A 24513-nucleotide genomic window follows, 5' to 3' on the forward strand; every position below is an offset into this window, starting at 1 on the left:
GCGAGCGCCCGTTCGGCACCGGCTCACGCGCCCTTCCACTCCTTGGCGCGGGCGAGGGCCCCCTGGCGCAGGATCGCGATGTCGACGTCGACGGCGGTGAACAGGCTGCCGGCCTCGTCGATCTCGCGGTTCCATTCCTGGCTGAGCGACAGGAAGCCGGCGGGCTTGCCGGCGGCCTTGATGCGCTTCACCGCGTCCAACACGGCGGCCTTCACCTCGGGATGCTGCGGGTTCTCGGGGTGTCCGAGGCTGGCGGCGAGGTCGGCCGGGCCGATGAAGATGCCGTCGACACCGTCCACCGCGCAGATCGCGTCCAGCTCGTCGAGGGCGCTCTTGGTCTCGACCTGGAGGAGGAGGCAGATGTCGTCACGGGCGGCCGCCGCGTAGCCCTCGATCGCGCCGAAGCCGGTGGCGCGGGTGAGACCGGCGACGCCGCGGATACCGTGCGGCGGGTAGGCGACGGAGGCGGCGGCGAGCTTGGCCTCTTCGGCGTTCTGGATCTGCGGCACCAGCAGGGTCTGCGCCCCGCAGTCGAGCAGCTTCTTGATCTCGGCGACGTTGAGCGAGGTCGGCCGCACGATCGGCGTCACCGGATAGGAGGCGACCGCCTGGAGGAGCGGCAGCACCGAGATCGGGTCGAGCGCGGCGTGTTCGGTGTCGAACAGGAGCCAGTCGTAGCCGCAGCCGGCCAGCATCTCGGCGACGCTGGAGTCGGACATCGAGCACCACAGGCCGATCTGCCGCTCGCCGCGTTGGATGGCGGCTTTGAACTTGTTTCTGCGCAGGTCCATGGGGTTCCTCAGTATTTTATCTTGGCGAGCCGGCGCAGGTCGTCGGGCGTCGTCGAGGGGAGGTCGAAGAATTCGAGATAGGCCGGTATTTGTTCGAACAACATATCCGTGCCGATCTGCGTGGAGCAGCCCTTCGCCCGCGCGGCGGCGAGGAAGGGCGTCTCCTCCGCTTTCATAACCACTTCGCCGATGAATGTGGAGCGATCGACGTGGGTCAGATCCATCGGCAACGGGTCGCCGGGGGTCATGCCCATCGGGGTGGCGTTGACGGCGATGTCGAACCCGGCCGGGTCGCGGGTTTCGGTCTCGACGGTGAGGGTGGGGTAGTGCGCCTTGAGGTTGGTCGCCAGCCGCTCGGCGGAGGCGGCGCGCGCGTCGGTGACGGCGAGGCGGGTGGCTCCGGCCTTGGCGGCCGAGGCGGCGATCGCCGAGCCGACCCCGCCGGCGCCGACGACGATCACCGACGCACCGGCGAACGAGCGGCCCTTGTGCTCTACCCCGCGCACGAAGCCCTCGCCGTCGAACATGTCGCCGATCAGGCGGCCCCCGGCGTCCCGCTTCACCGCGTTGCAGGCACCGCAGACTTTGACGGTGGTCGACACCTCGTCGAGGAGGTCCACCACGCTCACCTTGTGGGGCATGGTGATCAGCGCGCCGGCGATGTTGGTGAGGCGGAAGACGAGCGGCAGGAAGGCGGGGAAATCCGCCGCCTCGCACCCCATCGGCATGACGCAGACGTCGATGTCGCGGTCGGCGAAGTAGGGGTTGTAGATCATCGGCGCCTTGAAGCTCTCGGTCGGCACGCCGAGGTGCGCGATCAGCTTGGTGTGGCCCGAGATCAGCCGCGTCATCCCCGTCCCTCCAGGTGGACCGGCGCGCCGGTCGCGGCCGATGTCTTGACGGCTTCGATGACCTCGAGCGCCGCGAGGCCGTCGCGCCCCGTCACCTTCGGCGGCGCCTCGCCGCGCACCACGGCGCCGAACTGCTCCATCTGGACCACCAGCGGGTCGGCGAAGGGGTAGGGGAAGCGGGTCGCGGCGATCGGCTCCCACCAGGAGCGCTTCGCCGGGTTGGTCCAGAGCGAGAGGCTGGGGATCGCCAGGGAGGCGTGGGTGCCGGCGAGCCAGTAGCAATCCTCGGAGGTCGCCGGGTAGACCGGGTTCTCGCTCGCGGTCAGCTCCCACGACCACGGGGTGACGGCGGTGTCGCAGATGTTGACGGTGCCGAGGGTGCCGGAGGCGAACTTGAGGAGGACGACCGCGGTCTCCTCCACCTCGTTGCCGCGCACCGCGTTGGATTCCATCGCCATGACGCTGACCACCGGGCCGACCAGCATGTGCAACAGGTCGATGTCGTGGGCGAGGTTGAGGTAGACCGGCCCGGCGCCCTTCATGCGGCGCCAGGGCGTCTCGAAATAGTCGTCCGGCTTCATGAACCAGGTGGTCGCCTGGACGCTGGCGATGGTGCCGAGGCGGCCCTCGTCGACCAGCTCTTTCGCCTTGTCCATCAGCGGGTTGTGGCGGCGGTGGTGGCCGGCGGCGAGCGGCACGCCCGCCGCCTCCGCCGTCTCCACCAGGCGCCGCGCCTCGGAAAGGTCGCTCGCCAGCGGCTTCTCGACCAGCACCGGCTTGCCCGCCGCTATGCACGCCAGCCCACCCTCGACATGGACCTGGTTGGGGGTGGCGAGGACGATCCCGTCGACGTCGTCGCGCGCGATCAGCTCGCCGAGCGATGCCGTCCAGGGAACGCCGTGCTTGTCGGCGACCGGGCGGCCGATCGCCTCGGCCGGGTCGGCGATCGCCGTCAGCACCACGCCTTCGGCGATGGCGATCGCGTCGGCATGGCGCGAGCCGATGAGGCCCGCCCCCGCGACACCGAGGCGAGCCGGCGTCACGCCGACGCCTCTGCCGCGGCGGCGAGGTTGGCGATGCGGCGCACCGCGGCCTCGTAGCCCTCGATCCCGAAGCCGACGATCACGCCGTCGGCCCGCAGCGAGATGTAGGAGTGATGGCGGAAGCTCTCGCGCTTGTGGACGTTGGAGATGTGAACCTCGATGACGGTGCCCTCGAAGGTGTTGAGCGCATCGAGGATCGCGACGGAGGTGTGCGTGTAGGCGCCGGCGTTGATGGCGATGCCGCACGAGGTGCCGCGCGCCTCGTGGATCCAGTCGACGAGCTGTCCCTCGTGGTTGGATTGCAGGAGGCGGACCTCGAACCCCGCGGGGCAGGCGGCGCGGCAGTTGGCCTCCACGGTCTCGAGCGTGTCGTGCCCGTAGATGTGCGGCTGGCGCTTGCCGAGTAGGTTGAGGTTGGGGCCGTTCAGGATGGTGATCAGGCGGCTCATGGCAGGCTCGGGTGGCGTGAGGGGTCGGTCGTGGTCGGGTGACGGGTCATCGCAGGGCCGCCGGCAGGGTGTCCGCGAGGCGTTGGCGCAGGGCCTGCCCGGTCCGCTCGATGTGGGCGGCGAGGAGGGCGCTGGCGGCCTCGGCGTCGCGCGAGGTGGCGGCGGCGGCGATCGCGGCGTGTTCGGCCGAGACGTCGCGCTGATCCTGCGCGCTCGCCAGGAAGAGGCGGCGGTAGCGGTCGTTCATATTCATCAAGGTGCGGTGGAAGCTGAGGAGGAGCGGCATGTCGCACCGGTCGATCAGCGCCTTGTGGAAGGCGTTGTGCGCCACCTCCCAGGCCTCCACGCTCGCCTCGTCGCCCGGCACGCGGATGGTGTGGTTGAGGCGGTAGAGCGCGGCGGTCACGTCTGTCTCCCAGTCGAGCCCGCCGTTGGCGATGGCGCCGCGCAGGGCCAGCGGCTCCAGCTCCATACGCAGGCGCGTCACCTCGTCGAGATTGGCGAGCGAGATCGGCGCGACGGTGTACCCCTTCTGCTCCTCGGCGACCAGCAGGCCGTCGGCGACGAGGCGGGTGACGGCCTCGCGCAGGGACGAGACGCTGATGCCGTACTCGTCGCGCAGGCGGTCGAGCTTGAGTTTGGTGGACGGGGCGAGGCGGCCGAGCAGGATCGCCTCGCGCAGCTCGTCGGCGACGCGTCCGGCGACGGTCGCTTTGCTCTTTCCGCTGCCTGCCGCGCTGCGCATCGGTCTCATCCCCAGGTCGGGGGAGGGTCTAACACCGACTGTCGATCTTCTGCAATAAAATCGTTTTCTTAATCGACTGTCGATATGGTCTGGACATTGCGGATGATCGTTGGCAGAAGCGGTGGTGCGCGGCATCGCCTGAATATGCCGACGCCAAAGTCATGTGCGAAGGCATCTGGGAGGAGACCAATGACCATTTCGCTCAAGCGCGGGCTGCTTGCCGGCGCCGCCACCGCCCTACTGTCCGCGACGCTCGCCACCGGCGCCCTCGCCCAGGACAAGGTGCAGATCCGCCTGTCAGCGGTCAGCTCGGAGACCGACCAGCGCGCCGTCGCGCTCTCCGAGAAGTTCGGCCCCGCCGTGTCGGACTTCGCCAGCTACGAGCCGCACTACAACGCCACCCTCTTCGCCCAGGGCGCCGAGCTGGAAGCGATCGCCACCGGCGACCTCGAGATGTCGATCACCTCCGCGCAGGAGCTGGCGACCTTCTTCCCCGAATTCTCGATCTTCACCGCCGGCTACGTCCTGCAGGACGCGCAGCACCAGGTGGACGTCTTCAACGACGCGCTGTTCGACGATTTCAAGCAGAAGGCCGAGGACGAGCTGGGCGTGATCCTGCTGGCGCCGATGTATCTCGGCCGCCGCCAGGTGAACCTGCGCCAGTGCCCGGACGAGCTGAAGGTCACGACGCCGGCCGACCTCGCGGGCGTCAACCTGCGCATGCCGGGCACCGACGCGTGGCAGTTCCTGGGCCGCGCGCTGGGCGCCAATCCGACGCCGATGTCCTTCACCGAGGTGTACACCGCCCTGTCCTCCGGCGCGGTCGACGGGCAGGACAACCCGCTGCCGACGGTCGTCGACGCCAAGTTCTACGAGGTCACCTGCCAGGTGGCGCTCACCTCGCACCTGGTGGACTGGAACTTCATCGCCTTCTCCAAGGCGGTGTTCGAGAGCCTGACCGAGGAGCAGCAGCAGGCGGTGCGGGACGCGGCCTGGGCCGCGGCGGACTTCGGCCGCGAGAACCAGCTCCAGAAGGAGGAGGAACTCGTCTCCTTCCTGGAGGAGAACGGCCTGACGATCTACGAGCCGGACGTCGCCGCCTTCCGCAAGCACGTCCAGGAGGAGTACCTCAGCTCCGACTTCGCCTCGAGCTGGCCGGAGGGTCTCCTCGAGAAGATCAACGCGCTCGGCCACTGATGCCGGCGCCGGGAGGGCGAGGGTACCCATGCGGCTGATCGCGCGGATCTTCTCCCACCTGACGGAGGGGGTGGCGGCCTTGATGATGGCCGCCATCTTCGTCACGTTCGTCCTGCAGATCGCGGTGCGCTACATCGTCGGCTCGGCGTGGTTCTCCGGGACCTTCGGCCATGTGGTCGACGCCGCGTCCTTCGGCTGGACGCTCGAACTCATCATGGTGCTGTGGCTGTGGACGATCTTCTTCGGCAACAGCTTCATCGTGCGCGAGCGTGACCACGTCACGTTCGAAATCATCTACTTTGCCGTCGGCCCGCAGGTGCGGCGCGTCTTCGTCATCGTCGGCGCCCTCACCATCATGGCCGCGCTGTGGCTGTCGATCGAGCCGACCTACGGCAAGATGCGGATCCTGCGGATCAAGTCTTCGGCCACGCTGCCGGTGAAGATGCTGCCGATCTACTCGATCTACTTCCTGTTCCTGGCCGTCGTCGGGCTGCGCTACGGCTGGCGCCTCGTCGAGGTGATCCGCCACGGCGTCGGCCGCGAGCCGCACCACCATCTCGAGACCACGGACTGATGAGCGTCGAGCTACTCATCCTCGTCGGCACGCTGTTCCTGCTGGCGGGCATCGGCGTGCCGATCGCCTACGCGATCATGGTCGCCTCGATGGCCTACGTGGCCGCGGCCGGGCAGTCGATCGGCATCGTCGGCAAGACGCTGGTGGACGGGATCTACCAGTCGTTCCTGCTGCTGGCGGTGCCGCTCTTCATCGTCGCCGCCAACATCATGAACGCCGGGACCATCTCGGACCGGCTGCTGGGGTTCTGCGTCGCCGTCGTCGGGCGCTTCAAGGGCGGGCTGGGGCACGTCAACGTGGTCGCCTCGCTGATCTTCTCGGGCATGTCGGGCTCGGCGGTGGCGGACGCGTCGGGGATCGGCAAGGTCATCATCGACATGATGGTCCGCTCGGGCCACTACACGCGCGGCTATGCGGCGGCGATCACCGCCGCCTCGGCGACCATCGGGCCGATCATCCCGCCGTCGATCCCGATGGTGCTCTACGCGCTCGTCTCCAACGCCTCCATCGGCTACCTCTTCCTGGGCGGCATCGTGCCGGGGCTCTTCATGGGGCTGGTGCTGATGGCGATGAACTCGCTGATCGCCGCCCGCCGCGGGTTCGAGACCGACGAGGTCGTCCCCCTGCGCGAGCTTCCGAAGAAGACGCTCAACGCCTTCCCCGCGCTCCTGATGCCGGTGATTCTGCTCTACGGCATCTACGGCGGCGTCACCACGCCGACGGAGGCGGCCGCGGTCGCGGCGGCGTACGCGCTGGTGCTGGCGGCGGTGTTCTACCGCGCGCTCAGCCTTCGGGCGCTCTACTCGATCCTGGTGGAGAGCGCGCGCTCCTCGGCGGCGGTCGGAATCGTCATCGGCGGGGCGCTGATCCTCAACTACGTGGTCGCCTCGGAGAACATCCCGAGCCAGATGGCCGCCGCGATGGTCGGCCTCGACGTGTCGCCGATTGCCTTCCTGCTCGGCGTGAACCTCTTGCTCCTGGTGCTCGGCTGCCTGCTGGACGCGACGACGATCATCCTCGTCATCATCCCGCTCTTCATTCCGACCTGCCGCGAACTGGGGATCGACCTCGTCCACTTCGGGGTGGTGGCGGTGGTCAACTGCATGATCGGGCTGATCACGCCGCCCTACGGCATCCTGCTCTTCGTCATCAACGCGGTGACACGGATCCCGCTGGCGGAAATCATCCGCGAGATCTGGGCCTTTCTGGCCGTTCTGATCGCAGCGTTGCTGGCGCTCATCTTCCTGCCGGGGATCACTCTCTGGCTGCCGCGAATGTTCGGCTACCAGGGCTGAACGGTCACCGGCCGGTGACCGCGCCCTCCACGAGGGCGCGGCGCACGAACCTCGGACATCGCGACGCTATACCGCATTCATCACGGCTTGCACGAACTTCGTGCAGTCGGCGCGTGTGCTGAGTGTTTGGGCGTATGTCTAAATGCAGCCCACATTGTCGCAACCGGGCCATACTTCTGTGCGCGGCGCGGAGATACGGAAGAACACTTCTACAATATTCGCGAATTCGCGGGTCAATTTCTTGTGATGCGCTGTGTTGTTGCCGTGTTATGCAAAATTGCGAAGCTTGCAACAGGGAGCTATTCTGAGTGTCGGAGCCAACCGACGCTGGGCTCCCACTCAATAGGGCTTAGGAGGGGTCATGCGTTCGTTATTCATCCGCGTCATGCCGACACTGCTGCTCGCCGCGACCGCGGGCACGGCGATGGCGCAGAACGAGGGCGGGGCCGACAAGCCCAACATCCTCGTCATCTGGGGCGACGACATCGGTCAATCGAACATCTCGGCCTACACCTTCGGCCTGATGGGCTACGAGACGCCGAACATCGACCGGATCGCCGCAGAAGGCATGATGTTCACCGACTATTATGGTGAGCAGTCGTGCACTGCGGGGCGGTCGTCGTTCATCATGGGCCAGTCGGTGTTCCGGACGGGGCTGTCCAAGGTGGGCCTTCCGGGCGCCGACCTCGGGATGCGCGTCGAGGATCCGACCATCGCCGGCCTCCTGAAAGACGAGGGCTACGCGACCGGGCAGTTCGGCAAGAACCACCTGGGCGACAAGGACGAGATGCTGCCGACGAACCACGGGTTCGACGAGTTCCTCGGTAACCTCTACCACCTCAACGCCGAAGAAGAGCCGGAGCTGGAAGACTATCCGGGCGATATGGTCCTGAAGGACGGGCGCACCTTCCGTGAAGCCTACGGTCCGCGCGGCGTGATCAAGTCCTCCGCCGACGGCGAGATCGAAGACACCGGCCCGCTGACCAAGAAGCGCATGGAGACGGTCGACGACGAGACGGTCGCCGCCGCACTCGACTTCATCGACCGCAAGACCGCCGAGGGCGTGCCCTGGTTCGTGTGGTGGAACGGCACGCGCATGCACTTCCGCACCCACGTCGCGCAGGAGATGCGTGATCGGGCGGACGAGCTGGCCGGCCGGCACCTCAACGAATACCAGGCCGGCATGGTCCAGCACGACCTGCATATCGGCCAGTTCCTGGACAAGATCGACGAGCTGGGCATCGCCGACAACACGTTCGTCTTCTACTCCACCGACAACGGCCCGCACATGAACACGTGGCCGGACGCGGGCATGACACCGTTCTGGAGCGAAAAGAACACCAACTGGGAAGGCGGCTGGCGCGTCCCGGCGATGGTCCGCTGGCCGGGCAAGGTGGAGGCCGGCTCGATCACCAACGAGATCGTCCACCACATGGACTGGCTGCCGACCTTGCTCGCCATGGCCGGCAACGAGACGGTGAAGGACGACCTCCTCGAGGGCGTGCACAACGAAACGCTGAACCGCGACTACAAGGTCCATCTCGACGGCTACAACATCCTGCCGATGCTGACCGGCGAGACCGACGCCAGCCCGCGCGAGGAGATCATCTACTTCTCCGACGAAGGCGACGTGATGGCGCTGCGCTGGCGCGACTGGAAGCTCGTCTTCATGGAGCAGAAGGCGTGGGGCACCCTGCGCGCCTGGGCCGAGCCGTTCACCGTGCTGCGCGTTCCGCTGATCTTCAACATGCGCAGCGATCCCTACGAGCGGTCCTACCGCACGTCGAACACCTACTACGACTGGCTGATGGACCACATCTTCTTCCTGGTCCCGGCCCAGGCCTACGTGGGGAACTTCCTGGACACGTTCCGGGACTACCCGCCGCGCCAGAAGGCGGCGAGCTTCAGCCTCGAGCAGGTGCTCGAGCGGCTGCAGACGCCGGCCGGCGCACAGTAACGGCGTCGCGCGCCGTGTCCTCGCGGCACGGCGCGCACGCCTGCCGGTCCCGCCCGTGCGGTGCCGGCTCTCGTCCCAGCGGCGGTCACGGGCCGCGGGAAGCGGAGTGGGAATGGACGTCGCCAAGCTTGCAGCACGCCACAGGGTCGAGGACGGCAAGAGCTTCCGCCTCGACACCGTCGACCCTTACGACCACGACGGCATCGACATCGAGAAGGACGAGGCCAAGGACCTCCTGGCGGCCAACGTCTCCGACCTGAGCGACCTGCAGGAGCGGCTCTACGCCGAGCGCAAGACCTCGCTCCTCGTCATCCTCCAGGCGATGGACACCGCCGGCAAGGACAGTGCGATCGAGCACGTCATGTCCGGCATGAACCCGCAAGGCTTCCAGGTCCGCTCGTTCAAGTCGCCCAGCGCGCGCGAGCTCGACCACGATTTCCTGTGGCGCCACGCGGTGGCCCTGCCGGCGCGCGGCCATATCGGCATCTTCAATCGCTCGCACTACGAGGAGGTGCTGGCGGTGCGCGTCCACCCCGAGTACCTGGCGAACCAGCGCATCGCGTTCGAGCCGTCGATCTGGAAGAAGCGCTTCAAGAGTATCCGCAACTTCGAGCGGCACCTGTCGCGCAACGGGACGGTGGTGCTGAAGTTCTTCCTGCACATCACCCCGGACGAGCAGGCGCGCCGGCTGCTGGACCGGATCGAGACGCCGGCGAAGAACTGGAAGTTCGCCTTCTCCGATCTCGAGGAGCGGGCGCTGTGGGGCGACTATATGGCCGCCTACGACGACATGATCCGCAACACCGCACGCGACTATGCGCCGTGGCACGTCGTGCCTTCCAACAACAAGTGGTACTCGCGGTTGGTGATCTCGTGCGCCATCCTGGAGGCGCTGCGGCGGATCGATCCGCATTTCCCCGATTCCGACCTCGACGAGCTGGAGCGCATGCACCATGCGCGCGAGACGCTGATGCGCGAACTCGACGAGGCGCAACCGCAAGTGATCACGCCATGAGCACCGAGGCCCAGCCCGCCACGCCCCAGAGCGACACCCGCGCCGCGATCGAGGCGCTGCGAGGGCGGATGGGCGAAGCGATCGTCGGCCAGCGCGAGGTGATCGAGCGGCTGCTGATCGGGTTGCTGGCCAACGGCAACCTCCTGGTGGAGGGGCTGCCGGGCCTGGCCAAGACCCGTGCCATCAAGGCGCTGGCGAAGAACCTCGAGTGCGACTTCAGCCGCATCCAGTTCACGCCCGACCTCCTGCCGTCCGACGTGACCGGCACCGAGGTCTACTATCAGGCCGACGGCGGCGGCTCGTTCCGCTTCGAGGCGGGGCCGATCTTCGCCAACATCGTGCTCGCCGACGAGATCAACCGCGCGCCTGCGAAGGTGCAGGCGGCCCTCCTGGAGGCGATGGAAGAGCGGCAGGTCACGGTCGCCGGCAAGACGCACACGATGCCGCCGCTCTTCATGGTGATGGCGACGCAGAACCCCATCGAGCAGGAGGGCACCTACCCGCTGCCCGAGGCGCAGATGGACCGCTTCCTGATGCACGTGATGATCACCTACCCGCCCGTCGAAGACGAGGTGGAAGTGATCCGCATGGTCCGCCGCGAGGAGATCGCCGCCGGTGCGCAGGCCGACGGGGCCGGCGCGGCCGCCGTCGGCGCGCCGGCTGCGGCGCCCATCGCGCAGTCCGCCGTGTTCGCCGCGCGGCGCGAGATCGGCGCGATCCACGTGGCCGAGGCGATGGAGCGGTACATGGCCGACCTCGTCAACGCGACGCGTGCGCCGGACGCCCTCGGCGACGACCTCGGGCGGTGGATCGAGGTGGGGGCCAGCCCGCGTGCCTCGCTCGCGCTCGACCGCTGCGGGCGCACCCATGCCTGGCTCGCCGGGCGCGACTACGTGGACCCGGAGGACGTGCGGGCGATCGCGCCGGACGTGCTGCGCCACCGTCTCGGTCTCAGCTACGAGGCGCAGGGCGAGGGCGTCACCCCCGACGCGGTGGTCGCCGAGATCGTGCGCCAGGTGGCGTTGCCGTAAAGGAGGGCCGATGCGCGACCGGGCCGCACGGATCCGAACCGGCACCCTGGCGCCGATACCGCGGGGTGAGGCCGACCCGCGCGTGCATGTGACTCTCGCTCACCTGCGCGCGCTGGAAGGGCGGGCACGCGCGCTCACCTTCCTGCCGCGCCAGCCGGCCCGCTCGGTGCTCAACGGGCGCCACGCCTCCCGCCTGCGCGGCCGCGGCCTCGACTTCGAGGAGCTGCGCGACTACCTCCCCGGCGACGACGTGCGCTCGATCGACTGGAAGGTCACCGCCCGCACCGGCATCCCGCACGTGCGCGTGATGACCGAGGAGCGCGACCGACCGGCGCTCCTCGTCGTCGACCAGCGCATGTCGATGTTCTTCGGCTCCGTGCTCAACATGAAGGCGGTGACGGCGGCGGAGGCGGCCGCGCTCGCCGCCTTCCGCATCCTCGACCAGGGCGACCGTGTCGGCGGGATCGTCTTCGGCGACACGGCGATCGCCGAGATCCGGCCGCAGCGCACCCGCCGCGCGCTCGACCGGCTGCTGACGGCGCTCGCCGACGCCAACGGGCTGCTGGCCGCGGACGCGCCGCCAGCCGAACCGATGCCGCTGACGCGCGTGCTGCGCAGCGTCGCCGCGCTCGCCCCGCGCGACCACCTCGTCATCGTCCTGAGCGACTTCGACGTCGTCGACGACGAGACGCGCCGGCTGGTCTCCGGCCTCGCGCGCCGCAACGACCTGGTGCTCGGCCTCGTCAGCGATCCGTTCGCGGGCGACCTGCCGAAGGGCCTGCGCCTCGTCGTCTCCGACGGTGAGCTGCAGGCCGAGATCGACATGGGCGACCACGCCACCCACGAGAGCCTGAAAGACATGGCGACCGGCCGGCTCGCCGCGATCCTCGATTGGCAGCGCACGCTGGGCGTCGCCGTGCTGCCGCTCTCGGCCGCCGAGGAGACGCTGCCGCAGATGCGCCGGCTGATGGGGCTCGGTCCGCGATGAACGAGGAGACCGCGACCGCCCCGCCAAGCCTCGTCGACCTGCTGGACCAGCTCGTCGAGCCGCAGCCGCCTGCGCCCGTCTCGATGATGCCGGAGACAGCCGGCTGGGCGGTGCTGGCGGCGCTCGTCCTGGTGGCGGCGGCCTTCGGGGCCTGGCGCTGGTGGCGGCATTGGCGGGCCGACGCCTACCGCCGCGCGGCGTTGGCCGAGCTCGCCGCCGCGGGCGACGATGCCGCCCGCATCGCCACGGTGCTGCGGCGCACGGCGCTGGCGGCGTGGCCGCGCGAGCGCGTGGCGGCACTGTCGGGCGAGGCGTGGCTCGCCTTCCTGGACGAGACCGGTGGCGACGGCGGCTTCGGCGGCGGTCCCGGCCGCGCGCTGATCGCCGCACCCTACCGCGGTGACGGCGGTGCCTCGCCCGAGGTCGCGGCACTGGCGGCACGCTGGGTGCGGCGCCACCGCGTGCGGGAGGCGGCGGCGTGATCGTCCTCGGTTGGCCCTGGGCGCTGCTGTTGCTGCCGCTGCCGCTGCTGGCGTGGCGCCTGTTGCCGCCGCATCGCGAGCGGGTGCCGGCGCTGCGCTTTCCGTTCTTCCGCCAGATCGTCGCCACCGCCGGCTCCGACCCGCGTCCCGGCGCGGTGATCCTGTCGCGCTCGCGCTGGCAGATGCTGGCGGCGACCTTGGTCTGGGCGCTCGTCGTCCTGGCGCTCGCCCGACCCGAGCGCGTCGGTGAGCCGGTCGAGATCACGAAGGCCGCCCGCGACGTGGTGCTGGCGATCGACATCTCCGGTTCCATGGACACACGCGACTTCGCCGGCCCCGACGGGCAGCCGCAGCAGCGCCTCGCGGCCGTGAAGGACGTCGTGCGAACCTTCGTCGCGGGGCGCGAGGGTGACCGGATGGCGCTGATCGTCTTCGGCTCCAAGGCCTACGTGCAGGCGCCGCTCACGGAGGATCTCTCCACCGTGCTGGATCTGCTGGATCGCACCGAGGTCGGCATGGCGGGGCCGCACACGGCGCTGGGCGACGCCATCGGCCTCGCGATCCGCACCTTCGAGGCGAGCGACATCGAGCAGCGCCTCCTCATCCTCCTGTCGGACGGCAGCGATACCGCGAGCCGCATGAGCCCCGTCAACGCCGCCGAGATCGCACGCGGCAAGGACGTCGCCATCTTCACCATCGGCGTGGGCGATCCGAACGCCACCGGTGAGGACCGGGTCGACATCGCGACGTTGCAGGAGATCGCCGGGCGCACCGACGGGTCCTACGATTTCGCCGCCGACGAGGATGCGCTGAGCGCGGTCTACGAGCGGATCGACGCCGCGGCGCCGCGGGAGGTGGAGACGCTCTCCTATCGCCCGCGCCAGTCGCTCGCCTTCGTGCCGATGCTGCTGGCGGCGCTGATCGGGATCGCCGCGGTGGCGGGCCTGCAGCTCACCGCGCGTCGCCGGGTGGCGGCATGAGCGAGCTGCGGCTGATCCTCGAGGCGTTTCACTTCATCCGCCCGGTGGTGCTGCTGCTGGTGCCGCTGGTGGTCGCGCTGTGGTGGTGGGTGCGTGCCACGCGCACGCGCCGCGACGTGCCGGGCGAGGGGATCGCCCCGCACTTGCGCGCCGCGCTGACGGTCGGTGCCCACGGCGGCGGCCGCGTCACCGCGATCGACACGGTGGCGGCCATGCTGCTGCTGGTCGTGGTCGGGGCGGCGGGGCCGACGTGGTCGCGCATGCCGGACCCGTTCGTGGCGCAGTCGGCACCGATGGTGGTGGTCCTCAAGGTGGCGCCCTCGATGGAGGAGGCGGACGTGGCGCCCTCGCGGCTGGAGCGCGCCAAGCAGAAGATCCGCGACCTGTTGGACCTGCGGGCCGGCGCGCGGACGGCACTGGTCGCCTACGCCGGTACCGCGCACGTGGTGGTGCCGATGACCGAGGATCCCGGCGTGATGGTCCCGTACCTGGAAGGCCTGACGCCGGAGGTGATGCCGGTGGAGGGGGAGCGCGCGGGCGACGGGCTGGCGCTGGCCGAGCGGCTGTTGGGCGGCGAAACCGGCCCCGGCGGCGTGCTCGTCGTCGCCGACACGATCGACCCGGCAGATGCCGCGACCCTCGCCGGGAACGCGCCTGCGCCGCCGCCCGCCGCGCCGCAGCCGGCGGGGGGTGAGGCGGACGCTCCGCCGGCGGCGCCCGCCCGTCCCGCCGCGGTGGCGGTGCTCGCCATGCTGCCGCCGGGGACCGACGACCGGGGCCTCGACGCCCTATCCGTCCCGGTGGTGCGCCAGACGCCCGACGACGGCGACGTGCGCCAGATCGACCGTACCCTCAACGCGGCCTACCGCCAGGCGATGCTCGCCGATGGTGACCAGCCCTGGCAGGACCAGGGCCATTGGCTGGCGATCCCGGCGGCGCTGATCTTGCTCTTCTGGTTCCGGCGCGGGTGGACCACGCGGTGGGCCCTGGCGCTCGCCGCGGGGCTGGTCCTCGCCGCGCCGCCGCCGGCCTCGGCCGGCGTGGTCGACTGGTTCCTCACTCCGGACCAGCAGGGCCGCCACGCCTTCGAGGCGCGCCGGTACCGCCGCGCGGCCGAACTCTTCGTCGATCCGCTGTGGCGCGGCTACGCCCTCTATCGCGACGGGCAATATGCCGAGGCGATGACGGTTCTGGCGCGGGTGGAGACGGCGCAGGCGGCCTTCATCAGCGGCATGGCGGCGCTGAAGGGGCAGAAATATCGCGACGGCGTGCGCGCTTTCCAGACGGCGCTGGAGCGCGACCCGGACTATCCGGGCGCGGCGCAGAACCTTTCTACCGCCGAGGCGATCGTCGCCTACGTCGAGGCGGCGCGCGAGGCATCGGACACCGGCGAGGACCGTGGCATCGGCGCCGACGAGGTGGTGTACGACAACGAGGCCGACCGCGGCGTCGAGACCGAGATGAAGGCGCCGCAGGAGGAAGGGGCCGGCCTGATGACCACCGAGCAGTGGATGAACACGGTCGACACCCGCACCGGCGACTTCCTGCGCCAGCGCTTCCAGCTCGAAGCCGCGCAGCGCGATCCCGGTGCGGCGCGGTGAGGTGGCGCGCCGCGCTGGCGGCACTTCTGCTGCTGGTCGCCCCGGCCCTCGCCCAGAATGACGCAGGGCAGGATACGGGCGCCGCGGACGCGGCGGCGCCGCGGATCGAGGCGGAGCTGAGCGCGGACGAGGCGATCCCCGGCCAGGCCGTCTCCCTGCGCGTCACCGTGCTGGTGCCGACGTTCATGCCGAAGCCGCCGGTCTGGCCCAGTCTCGAGGCGCCTAACCTTTGGGTGCGCGTCGCTTCCACCGGCCCCACCAGCAAGAGCATCGGCGGGGAGACGTGGTCGGGCGTGTCGCGCCGCTATCTGCTGTCGCCGATGGTGCCCGGCCCGATCCGGCTGCCGCCGGGGGAGGTGGGCGTCACCTACGCCGACCCGGACGACAACACCCCCCGCACCGTGCCGCTGGCGCTGGACGCGATCACGCTGACCGGGACCGTGCCGGAGGGGGCGGAGGGCCTCGACCCGTTCATCGCCGCCCAGGCGCTGACTTTGACGCAGGACGTCTCCGGCAGTGCGGATGCGATGAAGCCGGGCGACAGCGTGGCGCGCACGGTGAAGGCGAAGATCTCCGGCACCTCGCCGATGTTCCTGCCGCGCCTCCTGCCGGCGACCGAGATCGCCGGCGTGCGCGCCTATCCCGACGAGCCTGTCCTGGAGGAGGCGACCGACCGCGGCACCATCTCCGGCACGCGCACCGAGCGGGTGACGCTGGTGGCCGAAGGCGGCGGCGCCGGCGCGGCGCCCGCGATCTCGCTCGACTGGTACAACCTCGCCAGGAAGGCGGTGGAGACCGCGACGGTGGACGGGTTCGCGGTCCAGGTCGACGGGCCGCCGGCGACGCGCCGGGAGCCGCGGGACTGGCGCCTCATCGGCCTCGTCGCCGCGGCGGGTGTGCTGGGACTTTCGCTGCTCTTGCTGGTGCTGCGGCGGGCCGGCCCGCCGCTGGTCCGCGCGATCGCGGCACGGCGGGCGGCGCGGCGCGCGTCCGAGGCCTACGCCTTTCATGCGCTGGTGCGGACGGTGCGCGCGCAGGACGATGCCGGCCTGCGCCCCGCGCTCGACACCTGGGCCGCGCGCTCACCCACCGACCCCCGCCGCGACGCCGATCTCGTCGCTGCGCTCACCGCGCTCGGCGAAATGCACTATCGTGACCATCCTGGTGGCGCGACGGCGGACGGCGCCGTCTGGCAGCGTCTCGCCGCGGCGCTGCGGGCGGTGCGTCACCGCACGCTGGCGCACCGTCGTCCGGCCGCGCTGCCGCCTCTCAACCCCGGCGCCCCGGCACGGACCTGATGCTCAAATGGATCGCTCTCACGTGGCTCCTCCTGGCCGCGCCCGCGCTCGCGCAATCGGGAGGGGCGGCGGCCGACGACGGCACGCCGGCCTACGTCGGCAGCCCCGCCTGCACCGCCTGCCACCAGGACGCGGCGGCCGCGTGGTCCGGCTCGCACCACGCCCTCGCCTGGACCGAGCCCGGTCCCGACACCATCGTCGCCGACTTCGACGGCACGCAGTTCGAGCATGACGGCATGACCGCGCGCTTTCGTGTCGACCCGGACGGCAGCTACCACGTCGACGTCACCGAGACGGACGGCGTGACGACGGACTACCGCGTGCACTCCGTGATCGGCGTGGAGCCGTTGCAGCAGTACGTCCTGGAGACCGAGCCGGGGCGGCTCCAGAGCTTCGACGTCGTGTGGGACAGCGAGGGTGGGACGGGGTGGTTCCACCTCTACCCCGACCAGGACCTGCCGCCGGACGACGGGCTGCACTGGACCGGCCCGTACAAGAACTGGAACGGCCGCTGCGCCGTGTGCCACGCCACCGGGTTCGAGAAGAACTACGACCCCGCGGCGCACACCTTCGCCTCCCGGCAGGTGGAGATCGGCGTCGGCTGCGAGGCGTGCCACGGGCCCGGCGCCGCGCACGTCGCCTGGGCCGGCGCGGCGGAACGGGTGCCGGGCGACGCGGACGGCGCCTACGCGCTGATGCAGCCCTACGCCACCGCGGATGCGACGGTCTTCCAGTGCGGCGGCTGCCATTCGCGCCGCGAGGCCTTCCTGCCGGACAGCGTGCCCGCGGGGACGCCCTATCACGACGCGTACGGTCTCTCGGTCCTGCGGCCCGGCCGATATCACGCCGACGGGCAGATCCTGGACGAGGTCTACGTTCTCGGCTCGTTCCTCCAGTCGAAGATGTATGCGCGGGGGGTGACGTGCCTCGACTGCCACGACCCGCACCGCGCGGAGCTGCGGGCGGAGGGCAACGCCGTGTGCACCCAGTGCCACAGCCCCGCCGGCAATCCGGACTTTCCGACCCTGCGGCCGGCCGCCTACGACACGCCCGCGCACACCTTCCACGAGACGGGGACGGCGGGCGCGGCGTGCAAGTCGTGCCACATGCCCGAGCGCGTCTACATGGGGAACGACTGGCGGGCCGACCACTCGCTGCGCGTGCCGCGGCCGGACCTTGCCGCCGCCACCGGCGCGCCGGAGGCCTGCACCGGCTGCCACACCGACCGTGACGCCACCTGGGCCGCGGCCGAGATCGCCGCGCGTTTCCCCGATTCGAACCATCGCGGGCCGCACTTCGGCACCGTCCTTGCGGCGGGGCGGGCAGATCCCGCCGGCGCGGCGGACGCGCTGGCGGAGCTGGTGGAGGACGAGGACGTGCCGGCCATCGCGCGCGCCTCGGCGCTGGAGCTTCTCGGCCAGTCCGGCGCGGCGGAGATGGCGGAGCGGCTGCGCGACTATCTCGCCGACCCGGATCCGCTGGTGCGCACGGCGGCGGTCGGCGTGCAGCGCCTCGCCGAGCCGCAGCAGCGGGTGTTGGCGCTGGTGGAGAGCCTGTCGGATCCGTCGCGCGCGGTGCGCATGGAGGCGGCGCGGGCGCTGCTCGACGCGCCGATCGCGCGGTTGCCGAAGGCGATCGCGGCAGACCTCGGCGTGGCGATGGGCGAATGGCGGGCCAAGCTGCGCGCCAACTTCGACTTTCCCGAGACACATCTGCAACTGGGCGGCATGGCGCTCGTCCTGCGCAACGTGCCCGCGGCCAACGCGGCCTTTCGCGAGGTGGTGCGGATGGACCCGCAGCGGGTCGAGGCGTGGGTGATGCTGGCGCGCATCGCCGCCGCGACCGAGGGCCCCGACGCGGTGCGCGCCGTGCTGGCCGAGGCGGCGGCGCGCAATCCGGAAGACCCGTCGATCGCGGCGCTGCAGGAGCAGATCGGAGTGCAGTGAGGGACGGCCTGCGGGAGCGCCGCCGCGGCGCCGGCCCTCTTACGCGGTCACTCGGCCGGCGCGGGGACGGCGTCGCCACGGGGCGCCGTGCGGGGCTCCGGCGCCGTGTCCTCCCAGTGCTTGATGGCGGACGGGGTGTTCACCTCGACCTCCTCGGCCGAGCGATAGAGCTGCTCCTGCCGGTAGAGGATCAGCTTGTCGCGGCCGAGCGCCCGCATCAGCCCCCAGGCGAGAGCGATCAGCACGAAGGCGAAGGGGAAGCCCGCCACCACCGCGGCCGCCTGCAGGGCGTTGAGACCGCCCGCCACCAGGAGCACCGCCGCCACCGCGCCCTCGGTCGTCGCCCAGAAGATGCGTTGGATCTTCGGCGGATCGCGGTCGCCGCCGGCGGTCAGCATGTCGATCACGAAGCTGCCGCTGTCGGACGAGGTGACGAACCACACGACGATCATCACCATGATGACGACGGCGAGGACGTTGCTCATCGGGAAGAACTCGATCAGCTTGAAGACGGCGTTGCCGTAGTCCTCCTGCGTGGCCTCGATCAGCCCCGGATTGCCGTTCAGTTCCATGTGGATCGCGGTGCCGCCGAAGGCGGTGAACCACAGGAAGAGGATCGCGCAGGGGATGAGGAGCACGCCGAGCACGAACTCGCGGATCGTGCGCCCGCGCGAAATGCGGGCGATGAAGATGCCCACGAACGGGCTCCACGACACCCACCACGCCCAGTAGAAGATCGTCCACGTCCCCTGCCAGTCGCCGCCGGAATAGGCCTCGTTCCAGAACGAGCGCTCCACCAGCGCATGCAGGTAGTTGCCGATGTTCTCGACGTAGCTGTCGAAGATGAAGAGCGTCGGGCCGACGGCGATCACGAACGCCAGCATCACCATCGACAGGATGATGTTGAAGTTGGAGATGCGCTTGATGCCCTTGTCGAGGCCGAGGAAGACCGAAACCGTCGCCAGTGCGGTGATGAAGGCGATGATGGTGACCTGCATCCACGTCGTATCGGGCGTGCCGAAGACGTGGTTGAGGCCGCCGCTGATCTGCATCACGCCGAGGCCCAGGCTGGTGACGATGCCGAACATCGTGCCGAACACGGCGAGAATATCCACCGTATGGCCGATCGGCCCGTAGATCCGGTTGCCGATCAGCGGGAAGAGCCCGGAGCGCGGCGCCAGCGGCAGGCCGCGCCGGAAGTGGAAATAGGCCAGCGAGAGCGCCACCAGGATATAGACCGCCCAGCCGTGGAACCCCCAGTGGAGGAAGGCGAAGACCATCGCCTCCGACGCCGCCCTTTGGCTTTCCGCCGCGGTCAGGGGCGGGCTGAAGAAGTGGAAGAGCGGCTCGGCGGTGCCCCAATAGAGGAGGCCGATGCCGATGCCGGCGCTGAACAGCATCGCGCTCCAGGAGACGAGCTTGTATTCCGGCTCCTCCGTCTGCTTGCCCAGGCGGATGTCCCCGTAGCGGCCGAATGCGAGGTACAGGCACAGCACCAGGATCGCGTTGACGAGGATGATGAAGAACCATCCGAAATGAACGGTGATGACGTCTTGTGCGCCTGTAAACAGCGTCTTCGCCGTCTCGGTGAAGAGCGAGCCGAAGAGGATGAACCCGAGAATCAATGCGGCAGATATGCCAAATACCGGAGGGCTCACCTTGGGAAAGATGCCCATCCGCGCAATACGGACCTGGTCGGCCATGCGATCGTCCTGTGCTGGCGACGAGACGCCCGGCCGCACATCTTGGAACTACGCGGCAGGACGTCGCGCCCTGTTCGGTCGTTCAGTCAACGTCGCCGCATAGAAAAGGTTCATGTTCATTGCGGATGCGCGCACTACACGGATGTATTCTTGTGTATGGGCGACGCACTCGAACCGCCCGCCGCTGAGGGGCCGGGCTCAGCCGGCCACCGTCTCGCGCACCGGCTGCGCGGTCTCGGCCGTCGCCGCCCACCAGGCCGCGTAGGCCTCGATCAGGCCGGCCTTGATGGCGAACTCGCGCCGGTCCAGCGCGTCGAGTGCGGCGCGGACGGCCGGCAGCAAGGTGCGGTCCTCGGTGCGCGACAGCTTGAGGAGATCGTAGTTCAGCGCGCGCAGGCCCTGGATGAGCGCCTCGATCTCGTCGCACCACGCCTCGAAGCTTGCGGAGTCCCGTTCGAGAGCGCGCCAGAACACCGCGAAGCCGTGCTCGTAGGCGTACTTGCGCACCAGCAGGATGGGAAACTCCGCGACCGCCGCCTCCAGCGCCGCGAGGCTGCCGCCGATCCCCGAGTGAACGTCGAGGATGCGCCGCAGGGCTTCGATCAGCGGGTTGCGGTCCCGCTCGATGCACGCCTCGAAATAGGCGGCGAGATCGTCGCGCCGCGGCGGGTGGGCCGTGCTGCGGTCGATCAGGTAGCCGCCTTCGACGCTCGGCTGCTCGATCGCGTCGACGACGTCCGCGGCGGGCATGCGCCCCTCCCAGCGGTAGTCGACGTCACGGACCAGCCAGGTGGCCGGATCCTCGGTGCGTTCCAGCAGCAGGTAGTGGGGGAAGGGGTTCTTGTTGAAGATGTTCTCCCGCCCCGGCAGGTGGAACATGTCCAGCATCACCATCACGTCCTCGTGCGCGGTGCGGGCGGCGAGAAGGCGCTTCATGATGGCGGTGTTCTCGGCCTTGGTGCGCGCTTCGTCGTACCAGGCGCGCACGGTGCAGCCGTAGAGCCGCTCGGCCCATGTGCGGAAGAATTCCTGCCGCATCCCTGGCTCGTGGTACTTTACGAACGAGCCGTCGCCGGTGATGAAAGGCGCATCCCAGACGCCGAAATAAAGCGGGCGCTGGTCGATCCCCGGCGCTCGCTTCATCGCATCCGCCACGCAGCTCACGAAGCAGTGGACCTTGATGTCGACATAGTCCTCGCCGTGGACGCCCTCGCGCCGGGCGGCCTCGTCGGCGGCGTTGTGGGCGACGATCTCGGCGGGCGGGGCGGCGGCCTCCTCCGGCACGGCGAGGAAGAGGTCGGCGAATTCCTCCACCGTCTCGGCGGCGCGGGTGGCGATCGCGGCCTCCGGCGCGACGAGGCCGTGGTCGGTCTCCAGGAAGAGGAGGAGGTTCATCGTCATCAGCGAGTCGAGCGCCAGGTCCGGGCCGAGCCGGGCCTGCGGCGCGAACGCACCCACGTGACGGTTGTTCAACCGCTCGGTCAGGACGGTGCGGATGGCGGCGATGATCTCGGTCTTGGTCATGGTCATGGTCATGGTCACGCGTGCTCCAGCTCGCCGGCGGCGAATGCGGCGGCGACCTCGCGGCGGTTGATCTTGCCGTTCGCCTGGCGCGGCACGGTGGGCACGCGCGCGGCGACGGCGGGCATCTGGTGGCCGGCGAGGCGTTCCGCGCACCATGCCCGCAACGCCGCCTCGTCGACCTCGGCGGCCGCGTAGAGGAGACCGACACGCTCGCCCGCGAACGGATCGGCGAGGCGGAAGGCGACCGCGTCGCTCACGCCCGGCATCGCCATCACCGCGTCCTCCACCTCCTTGGGGAAGACGTTGAGCCCGGCGACGTTGATCGTGTCGTCGAGCCGCGAGAGGTAGACGAGCATGCCCTCGGCCGTGCGGTAGCCGAGATCGCGCGTCTCCACCGTGCGCCAGGGTGTCTCGATGGCGATCTCCACCGGTGCCGCCTCGCTCCCGTCCACCAGCAGGCGGTGGTGGGGCAGCACGGCGCCGATGTCCGCCGGCCGCTCGGTCTGCGGGTTGACCGAAATGACCCCCGTTTCGGAGGTCCCGTATTGCTGGAAGAGATGGGTGACGCGGGCGCGGATCGCATCGAACCAGGGCGCCGGCAGCAGCGTGCCGGAGGTCATCGCGGCATGGATGCGCTCGCCCTCCGGCAGGAGGCGGGCCAGCGTGTGGAGCACGGCCGGTGAGGCATAGAGCACCGGCCGCTCCACCTCGGCGAGGCGGCGCAGCAGCTGGCGCGGGTTGTCCGGCCGTACCACCACCGGCACCATCCCGCGCTTCAGTCCGGCAAGGGTGCCGCAGATGAGCCCGTAGGAATGCGTCGTCGGTGAGGCGACGACCGGGGTCATCCCCTCCGGTGCGGTGAACGCGGCGACGTAGGCGGCCAGCTCGTCCTCGACCTCGCCGAAGTCGCGGGCGATGGGCTTGGGTGCGGCGGTCGTCCCGGACGTCATCTGAACGAGGTGGCCGGGGGCCAGCGGCACGGCCGGAGCCGGCAGCCGCTCGGGCGCGGTGTTGCCGAAGAGGAGGTGCGTGCAGCCGGCGGCCACGGCCGTGCGCCGTGCCGCCTCGCGCGGGCTCGCCGGGTGGATCGGCACCACACTCGCCCCCGCCTCGCGGATGGCGAAGAAGGCGGCGAGCCACACCGCAGGGTCCTCGTGGCACACGGCGTAGCTCATCTGCGGGTCGAACGGCAGCGCCGCCCCGCCGGCGAGATCGCCGAGGCGGGCGCGCAGGCTGTCGCGGTCGTAGCGGCGACCGTCGATGTCGATCATGCCATGGCTCTCCGGCTTGGTGTGAAACGGGTTGGGGACAGTGTGGGCGGGGAGGTCGTCCGGCCGCATCGGGTCCACCGGCGTCAGCTTCTGCGACACGAGCGACTCGACGCGGATCTCGGGCGCCGCGTGCGCCAGCCGCGCCAGCCGCCCCTCCAGCCCCTCGGCGGTGGCATGGGCTGTGACGTGCCGGCGTACGCGTTCCCAGAACTCGCGCTCCGGCAGCCCGTAGGCGGCCTCGAAGAGATGCGAAACCTCGGTGAGATTGAAGACGAAGAGCGTGTCCATGACGCACCAGCGCAGCTCTTCGACGTCGCGCAGCCAGAAGAAGAGATCGGGCGTGGGGTCGCGGAAGTGGGGGTCGAGGGCGCCGAAATCGGGCGGTGGCGGACCGGCGGACAGATAGTCCTCGACGTACTCGATGCTGTCGTGGAAGTCGCGCAGGACGGCGCGCACGGGCCAGCCTCGGTTCAGCACCAGGACCATGTTCTGCCCGTGTGCCTCGGTCGCGATCCCATGCGCCACGAGGAGATGCCAGACCGGCAGCACCGCGACCTCGATGAGCCGGTCGACCCAGCGGTCGACGCCGTAGGGGCGCACGAAGTCGTCGACGAACGGGCGGCCGTCGTTCTCCACACTCATCAGCGCGGTGAGCGGGACGGCCCGCTCGTCCGGCCCCAACGTCGCCTCGACGCTGGTGCGCCACAGCGCCGAGGCGACCTCCGCGCGCGGACCGTCGCGGTCGAGGATCGCGCCGGCGTGCTCCTCGAGGATCGTCAGCGGCAGCCGCTCGGCGAAGGCGGGGTCGCGCGCGACGATCGCGGCGAGCCAGGCGGAGAGGGCGGGCGCGCTGGCGACGGTGTGCGGCGGCAGGATGCGGCGCATCGTGGTGTTGGTGACGTCGAGCGGCAGCTTGACGTTGGGCGCGGCCGGCCGGTCGACGTTGAAGACCGTGCGCAGCGACTGCCCGGCGACGTAGCGCTCGCCGATCTCGCCCAGCGGCAGGATGTCGCCGCGGGCGATATCGTCCGCCAGGTGGGGGGCGAGGCGCGTCCACTGGAACGGGTGGACCGGCAGCAGCGCTGGCTCGTCCGCCCGCCAGCCGGCCCGGCGCGCGGCATCGAGGGCGCGCGCGTGGCCGGCCTCGCCGATGGCGCGGGCGGCGAAGCCGGGTGCCGCCGCATCGCCCGAGAGCGTCACCCGGTCGCGCTGGACGGCCAGCCAGACGAGGCGAAAAGGCGGCGCGCCCTGGCCGTGGCGGACGTGATCCTCGGCACCGAAGCCGGTGCGGGAGCGGAACGAGGGGTGGTAGGGGTGGCCGTCGTCGAGCGCGCCTTCCAGCGCGGCGAAGCCGGCGGCGCGGCGTGGCACGGCGGACGCCCCGGCGAGGTCCGGCACGGCGATCTGCTCGCTGGCGGCGACGGTTGCGTCCAGCTCGGCGAGGAAGCCGCGCAGCTTGGGCGAGCCGCCGCCGACATCGTGGACCAACGCCGCCAGGGTGCCGACCGTCCAGCGCCCGCCGGCGTTCATCTGCACGCTGCCGGGCCGCAGCCGCGGACGCCCGAACGGTCCCACCCGGCCGAACGCACGCCACCGTCGCCCCGTCGCCTCCCAGGCGAAGACGGTCTCGAACGCGCCCTCGGTGCGCTGCACGTCGACCATGCGCTCGAAGATCAGCGCGGCGGCGAGTTGGCGCAAAACGCGCTCCTGCGGTCGCGCGCGGTTCTCAAACGGCAGCATGGGGCCCGGCCTCGTCCGTGCGGGGGCGGCTG

20 protein-coding genes are annotated in these 24513 nt (G+C 70.3%); 12 read left to right on the top strand and 8 right to left on the bottom strand.

All coding sequences use genetic code 11. The features are described 5' to 3' along the window. Positions 1 to 23 precede the first annotated feature (23 nt). The 5 genes from MRB58_RS16695 to MRB58_RS16715 are packed head-to-tail and all read right to left on the bottom strand — an operon-like array spanning position 24 to position 3879. A complete protein-coding gene (locus MRB58_RS16695) occupies positions 24 to 791 on the bottom strand; it encodes an HpcH/HpaI aldolase/citrate lyase family protein (RefSeq protein ID WP_244778239.1) in 768 nt (255 codons plus the stop codon). Between the two features lie 8 nt (positions 792 to 799). Next, complete coding sequence (locus MRB58_RS16700; RefSeq protein WP_244782021.1) at positions 800 to 1633, bottom strand: shikimate dehydrogenase; 834 nt, start codon at positions 1631 to 1633, stop codon at positions 800 to 802. Positions 1634 to 1638: 5 nt separating this feature from the next. After that, a complete protein-coding gene (locus MRB58_RS16705) occupies positions 1639 to 2685 on the bottom strand; it encodes a Gfo/Idh/MocA family protein (protein WP_244778240.1) in 1047 nt (348 codons plus the stop codon). After that, positions 2682 to 3134: a type II 3-dehydroquinate dehydratase gene (gene aroQ / locus MRB58_RS16710; RefSeq protein WP_244778241.1), complete on the bottom strand. Its 453-nt coding sequence runs from the start codon at positions 3132 to 3134 to the stop codon at positions 2682 to 2684. The genes MRB58_RS16705 and aroQ overlap by 4 nt, the downstream gene beginning before the upstream one ends. Before the next feature lie 46 nt (positions 3135 to 3180). Beyond that, the gene (locus tag MRB58_RS16715) at positions 3181 to 3879 is read right to left on the bottom strand and encodes a GntR family transcriptional regulator (protein WP_244778242.1); all 699 of its coding nucleotides are present in this window, start codon (positions 3877 to 3879) and stop codon (positions 3181 to 3183) included. Positions 3880 to 4068: 189 nt separating this feature from the next. Between MRB58_RS16715 and dctP the strand changes: the two genes are divergently transcribed. The 12 genes from dctP (at position 4069) to MRB58_RS16775 (ending at position 18243) form a co-directional block, all read left to right on the top strand. Beyond that, positions 4069 to 5076, top strand: a complete 1008-nt coding sequence (gene dctP, locus MRB58_RS16720) for a TRAP transporter substrate-binding protein DctP (RefSeq protein ID WP_244778243.1) — start codon at positions 4069 to 4071, stop codon at positions 5074 to 5076. Between the two features lie 28 nt (positions 5077 to 5104). After that, entirely contained in the window at positions 5105 to 5650 is a 546-nt protein-coding gene (locus MRB58_RS16725; protein WP_244778244.1) for a TRAP transporter small permease, read from the top strand. Continuing rightward, a complete protein-coding gene (locus MRB58_RS16730; protein ID WP_244778245.1) occupies positions 5650 to 6945 on the top strand; it encodes a TRAP transporter large permease in 1296 nt (431 codons plus the stop codon). Before MRB58_RS16725 ends, MRB58_RS16730 begins: the two co-directional genes overlap by 1 nt. Before the next feature lie 361 nt (positions 6946 to 7306). After that, entirely contained in the window at positions 7307 to 8902 is a 1596-nt protein-coding gene (locus MRB58_RS16735) for an arylsulfatase (protein ID WP_371747194.1), read from the top strand. A 112-nt stretch (positions 8903 to 9014) separates the two neighbouring features. Then, positions 9015 to 9917 carry a polyphosphate kinase 2 family protein gene (locus MRB58_RS16740; RefSeq protein ID WP_244778246.1) on the top strand — a complete coding sequence of 301 codons (903 nt, stop codon included), beginning with the start codon at positions 9015 to 9017 and terminating at the stop codon, positions 9915 to 9917. Next, entirely contained in the window at positions 9914 to 10948 is a 1035-nt protein-coding gene (locus tag MRB58_RS16745; protein WP_371747195.1) for an AAA family ATPase, read from the top strand. The genes MRB58_RS16740 and MRB58_RS16745 overlap by 4 nt, the downstream gene beginning before the upstream one ends. Before the next feature lie 10 nt (positions 10949 to 10958). Continuing rightward, a complete protein-coding gene (locus MRB58_RS16750; protein WP_244778247.1) occupies positions 10959 to 11936 on the top strand; it encodes a DUF58 domain-containing protein in 978 nt (325 codons plus the stop codon). Further along, positions 11933 to 12418, top strand: coding sequence for a DUF4381 domain-containing protein (locus MRB58_RS16755; RefSeq protein ID WP_244778248.1), 486 nt, complete (start codon positions 11933 to 11935; stop codon positions 12416 to 12418). The genes MRB58_RS16750 and MRB58_RS16755 overlap by 4 nt, the downstream gene beginning before the upstream one ends. Continuing rightward, on the top strand, positions 12415 to 13398 hold the full coding sequence (locus MRB58_RS16760; protein WP_244778249.1) for a VWA domain-containing protein: 984 nt from the start codon (positions 12415 to 12417) through the stop codon (positions 13396 to 13398). The genes MRB58_RS16755 and MRB58_RS16760 overlap by 4 nt, the downstream gene beginning before the upstream one ends. Next, on the top strand, positions 13395 to 14999 hold the full coding sequence (locus tag MRB58_RS16765; RefSeq protein ID WP_244778250.1) for a VWA domain-containing protein: 1605 nt from the start codon (positions 13395 to 13397) through the stop codon (positions 14997 to 14999). Before MRB58_RS16760 ends, MRB58_RS16765 begins: the two co-directional genes overlap by 4 nt. Continuing rightward, a complete protein-coding gene (locus tag MRB58_RS16770) occupies positions 14996 to 16297 on the top strand; it encodes a hypothetical protein (protein WP_244778251.1) in 1302 nt (433 codons plus the stop codon). The genes MRB58_RS16765 and MRB58_RS16770 overlap by 4 nt, the downstream gene beginning before the upstream one ends. Continuing rightward, positions 16297 to 18243 carry a cytochrome c3 family protein gene (locus MRB58_RS16775; RefSeq protein ID WP_244778252.1) on the top strand — a complete coding sequence of 649 codons (1947 nt, stop codon included), beginning with the start codon at positions 16297 to 16299 and terminating at the stop codon, positions 18241 to 18243. The genes MRB58_RS16770 and MRB58_RS16775 overlap by 1 nt, the downstream gene beginning before the upstream one ends. 47 nt (positions 18244 to 18290) lie before the next feature. Here the strand turns inward: MRB58_RS16775 and MRB58_RS16780 are convergent, their stop codons facing one another. From MRB58_RS16780 to MRB58_RS16790, 3 genes are all read right to left on the bottom strand, one after another. Beyond that, on the bottom strand, positions 18291 to 19946 hold the full coding sequence (locus MRB58_RS16780; protein ID WP_244778253.1) for a BCCT family transporter: 1656 nt from the start codon (positions 19944 to 19946) through the stop codon (positions 18291 to 18293). A gap of 198 nt (positions 19947 to 20144) precedes the next feature. Continuing rightward, positions 20145 to 21482, bottom strand: a complete 1338-nt coding sequence (locus tag MRB58_RS16785) for a DUF6005 family protein (protein WP_244782024.1) — start codon at positions 21480 to 21482, stop codon at positions 20145 to 20147. A gap of 2 nt (positions 21483 to 21484) precedes the next feature. Further along, a complete protein-coding gene (locus tag MRB58_RS16790; RefSeq protein WP_244778254.1) occupies positions 21485 to 24481 on the bottom strand; it encodes an IucA/IucC family protein in 2997 nt (998 codons plus the stop codon). Positions 24482 to 24513 lie beyond the last annotated feature (32 nt).

The organism is Acuticoccus sp. I52.16.1, from assembly GCF_022865125.1.
GTDB lineage: Bacteria > Pseudomonadota > Alphaproteobacteria > Rhizobiales > Amorphaceae > Acuticoccus.

Bases quoted from the DNA above. Each gene is read 5' to 3' on its own strand.
- aroQ (WP_244778241.1), bottom strand. From the start codon at position 3,134: ATGAGCCGCCTGATCACCATCCTGAACGGCCCCAACCTCAACCTACTC.
- MRB58_RS16695 (WP_244778239.1), bottom strand. From the start codon at position 791: ATGGACCTGCGCAGAAACAAGTTCAAAGCCGCCATCCAACGCGGCGAG.
- MRB58_RS16740 (WP_244778246.1), top strand. From the start codon at position 9,015: ATGGACGTCGCCAAGCTTGCAGCACGCCACAGGGTCGAGGACGGCAAG.
- MRB58_RS16750 (WP_244778247.1), top strand. From the start codon at position 10,959: ATGCGCGACCGGGCCGCACGGATCCGAACCGGCACCCTGGCGCCGATA.
- MRB58_RS16735 (WP_371747194.1), top strand. From the start codon at position 7,307: ATGCGTTCGTTATTCATCCGCGTCATGCCGACACTGCTGCTCGCCGCG.
- MRB58_RS16755 (WP_244778248.1), top strand. From the start codon at position 11,933: ATGAACGAGGAGACCGCGACCGCCCCGCCAAGCCTCGTCGACCTGCTG.
- MRB58_RS16785 (WP_244782024.1), bottom strand. From the start codon at position 21,482: ATGACCATGACCATGACCAAGACCGAGATCATCGCCGCCATCCGCACC.
- MRB58_RS16780 (WP_244778253.1), bottom strand. From the start codon at position 19,946: ATGGCCGACCAGGTCCGTATTGCGCGGATGGGCATCTTTCCCAAGGTG.
- MRB58_RS16790 (WP_244778254.1), bottom strand. From the start codon at position 24,481: ATGCTGCCGTTTGAGAACCGCGCGCGACCGCAGGAGCGCGTTTTGCGC.
- MRB58_RS16715 (WP_244778242.1), bottom strand. From the start codon at position 3,879: ATGCGCAGCGCGGCAGGCAGCGGAAAGAGCAAAGCGACCGTCGCCGGA.
- dctP (WP_244778243.1), top strand. From the start codon at position 4,069: ATGACCATTTCGCTCAAGCGCGGGCTGCTTGCCGGCGCCGCCACCGCC.
- MRB58_RS16730 (WP_244778245.1), top strand. From the start codon at position 5,650: ATGAGCGTCGAGCTACTCATCCTCGTCGGCACGCTGTTCCTGCTGGCG.
- MRB58_RS16745 (WP_371747195.1), top strand. From the start codon at position 9,914: ATGAGCACCGAGGCCCAGCCCGCCACGCCCCAGAGCGACACCCGCGCC.
- MRB58_RS16775 (WP_244778252.1), top strand. From the start codon at position 16,297: ATGCTCAAATGGATCGCTCTCACGTGGCTCCTCCTGGCCGCGCCCGCG.
- MRB58_RS16765 (WP_244778250.1), top strand. From the start codon at position 13,395: ATGAGCGAGCTGCGGCTGATCCTCGAGGCGTTTCACTTCATCCGCCCG.
- MRB58_RS16725 (WP_244778244.1), top strand. From the start codon at position 5,105: ATGCGGCTGATCGCGCGGATCTTCTCCCACCTGACGGAGGGGGTGGCG.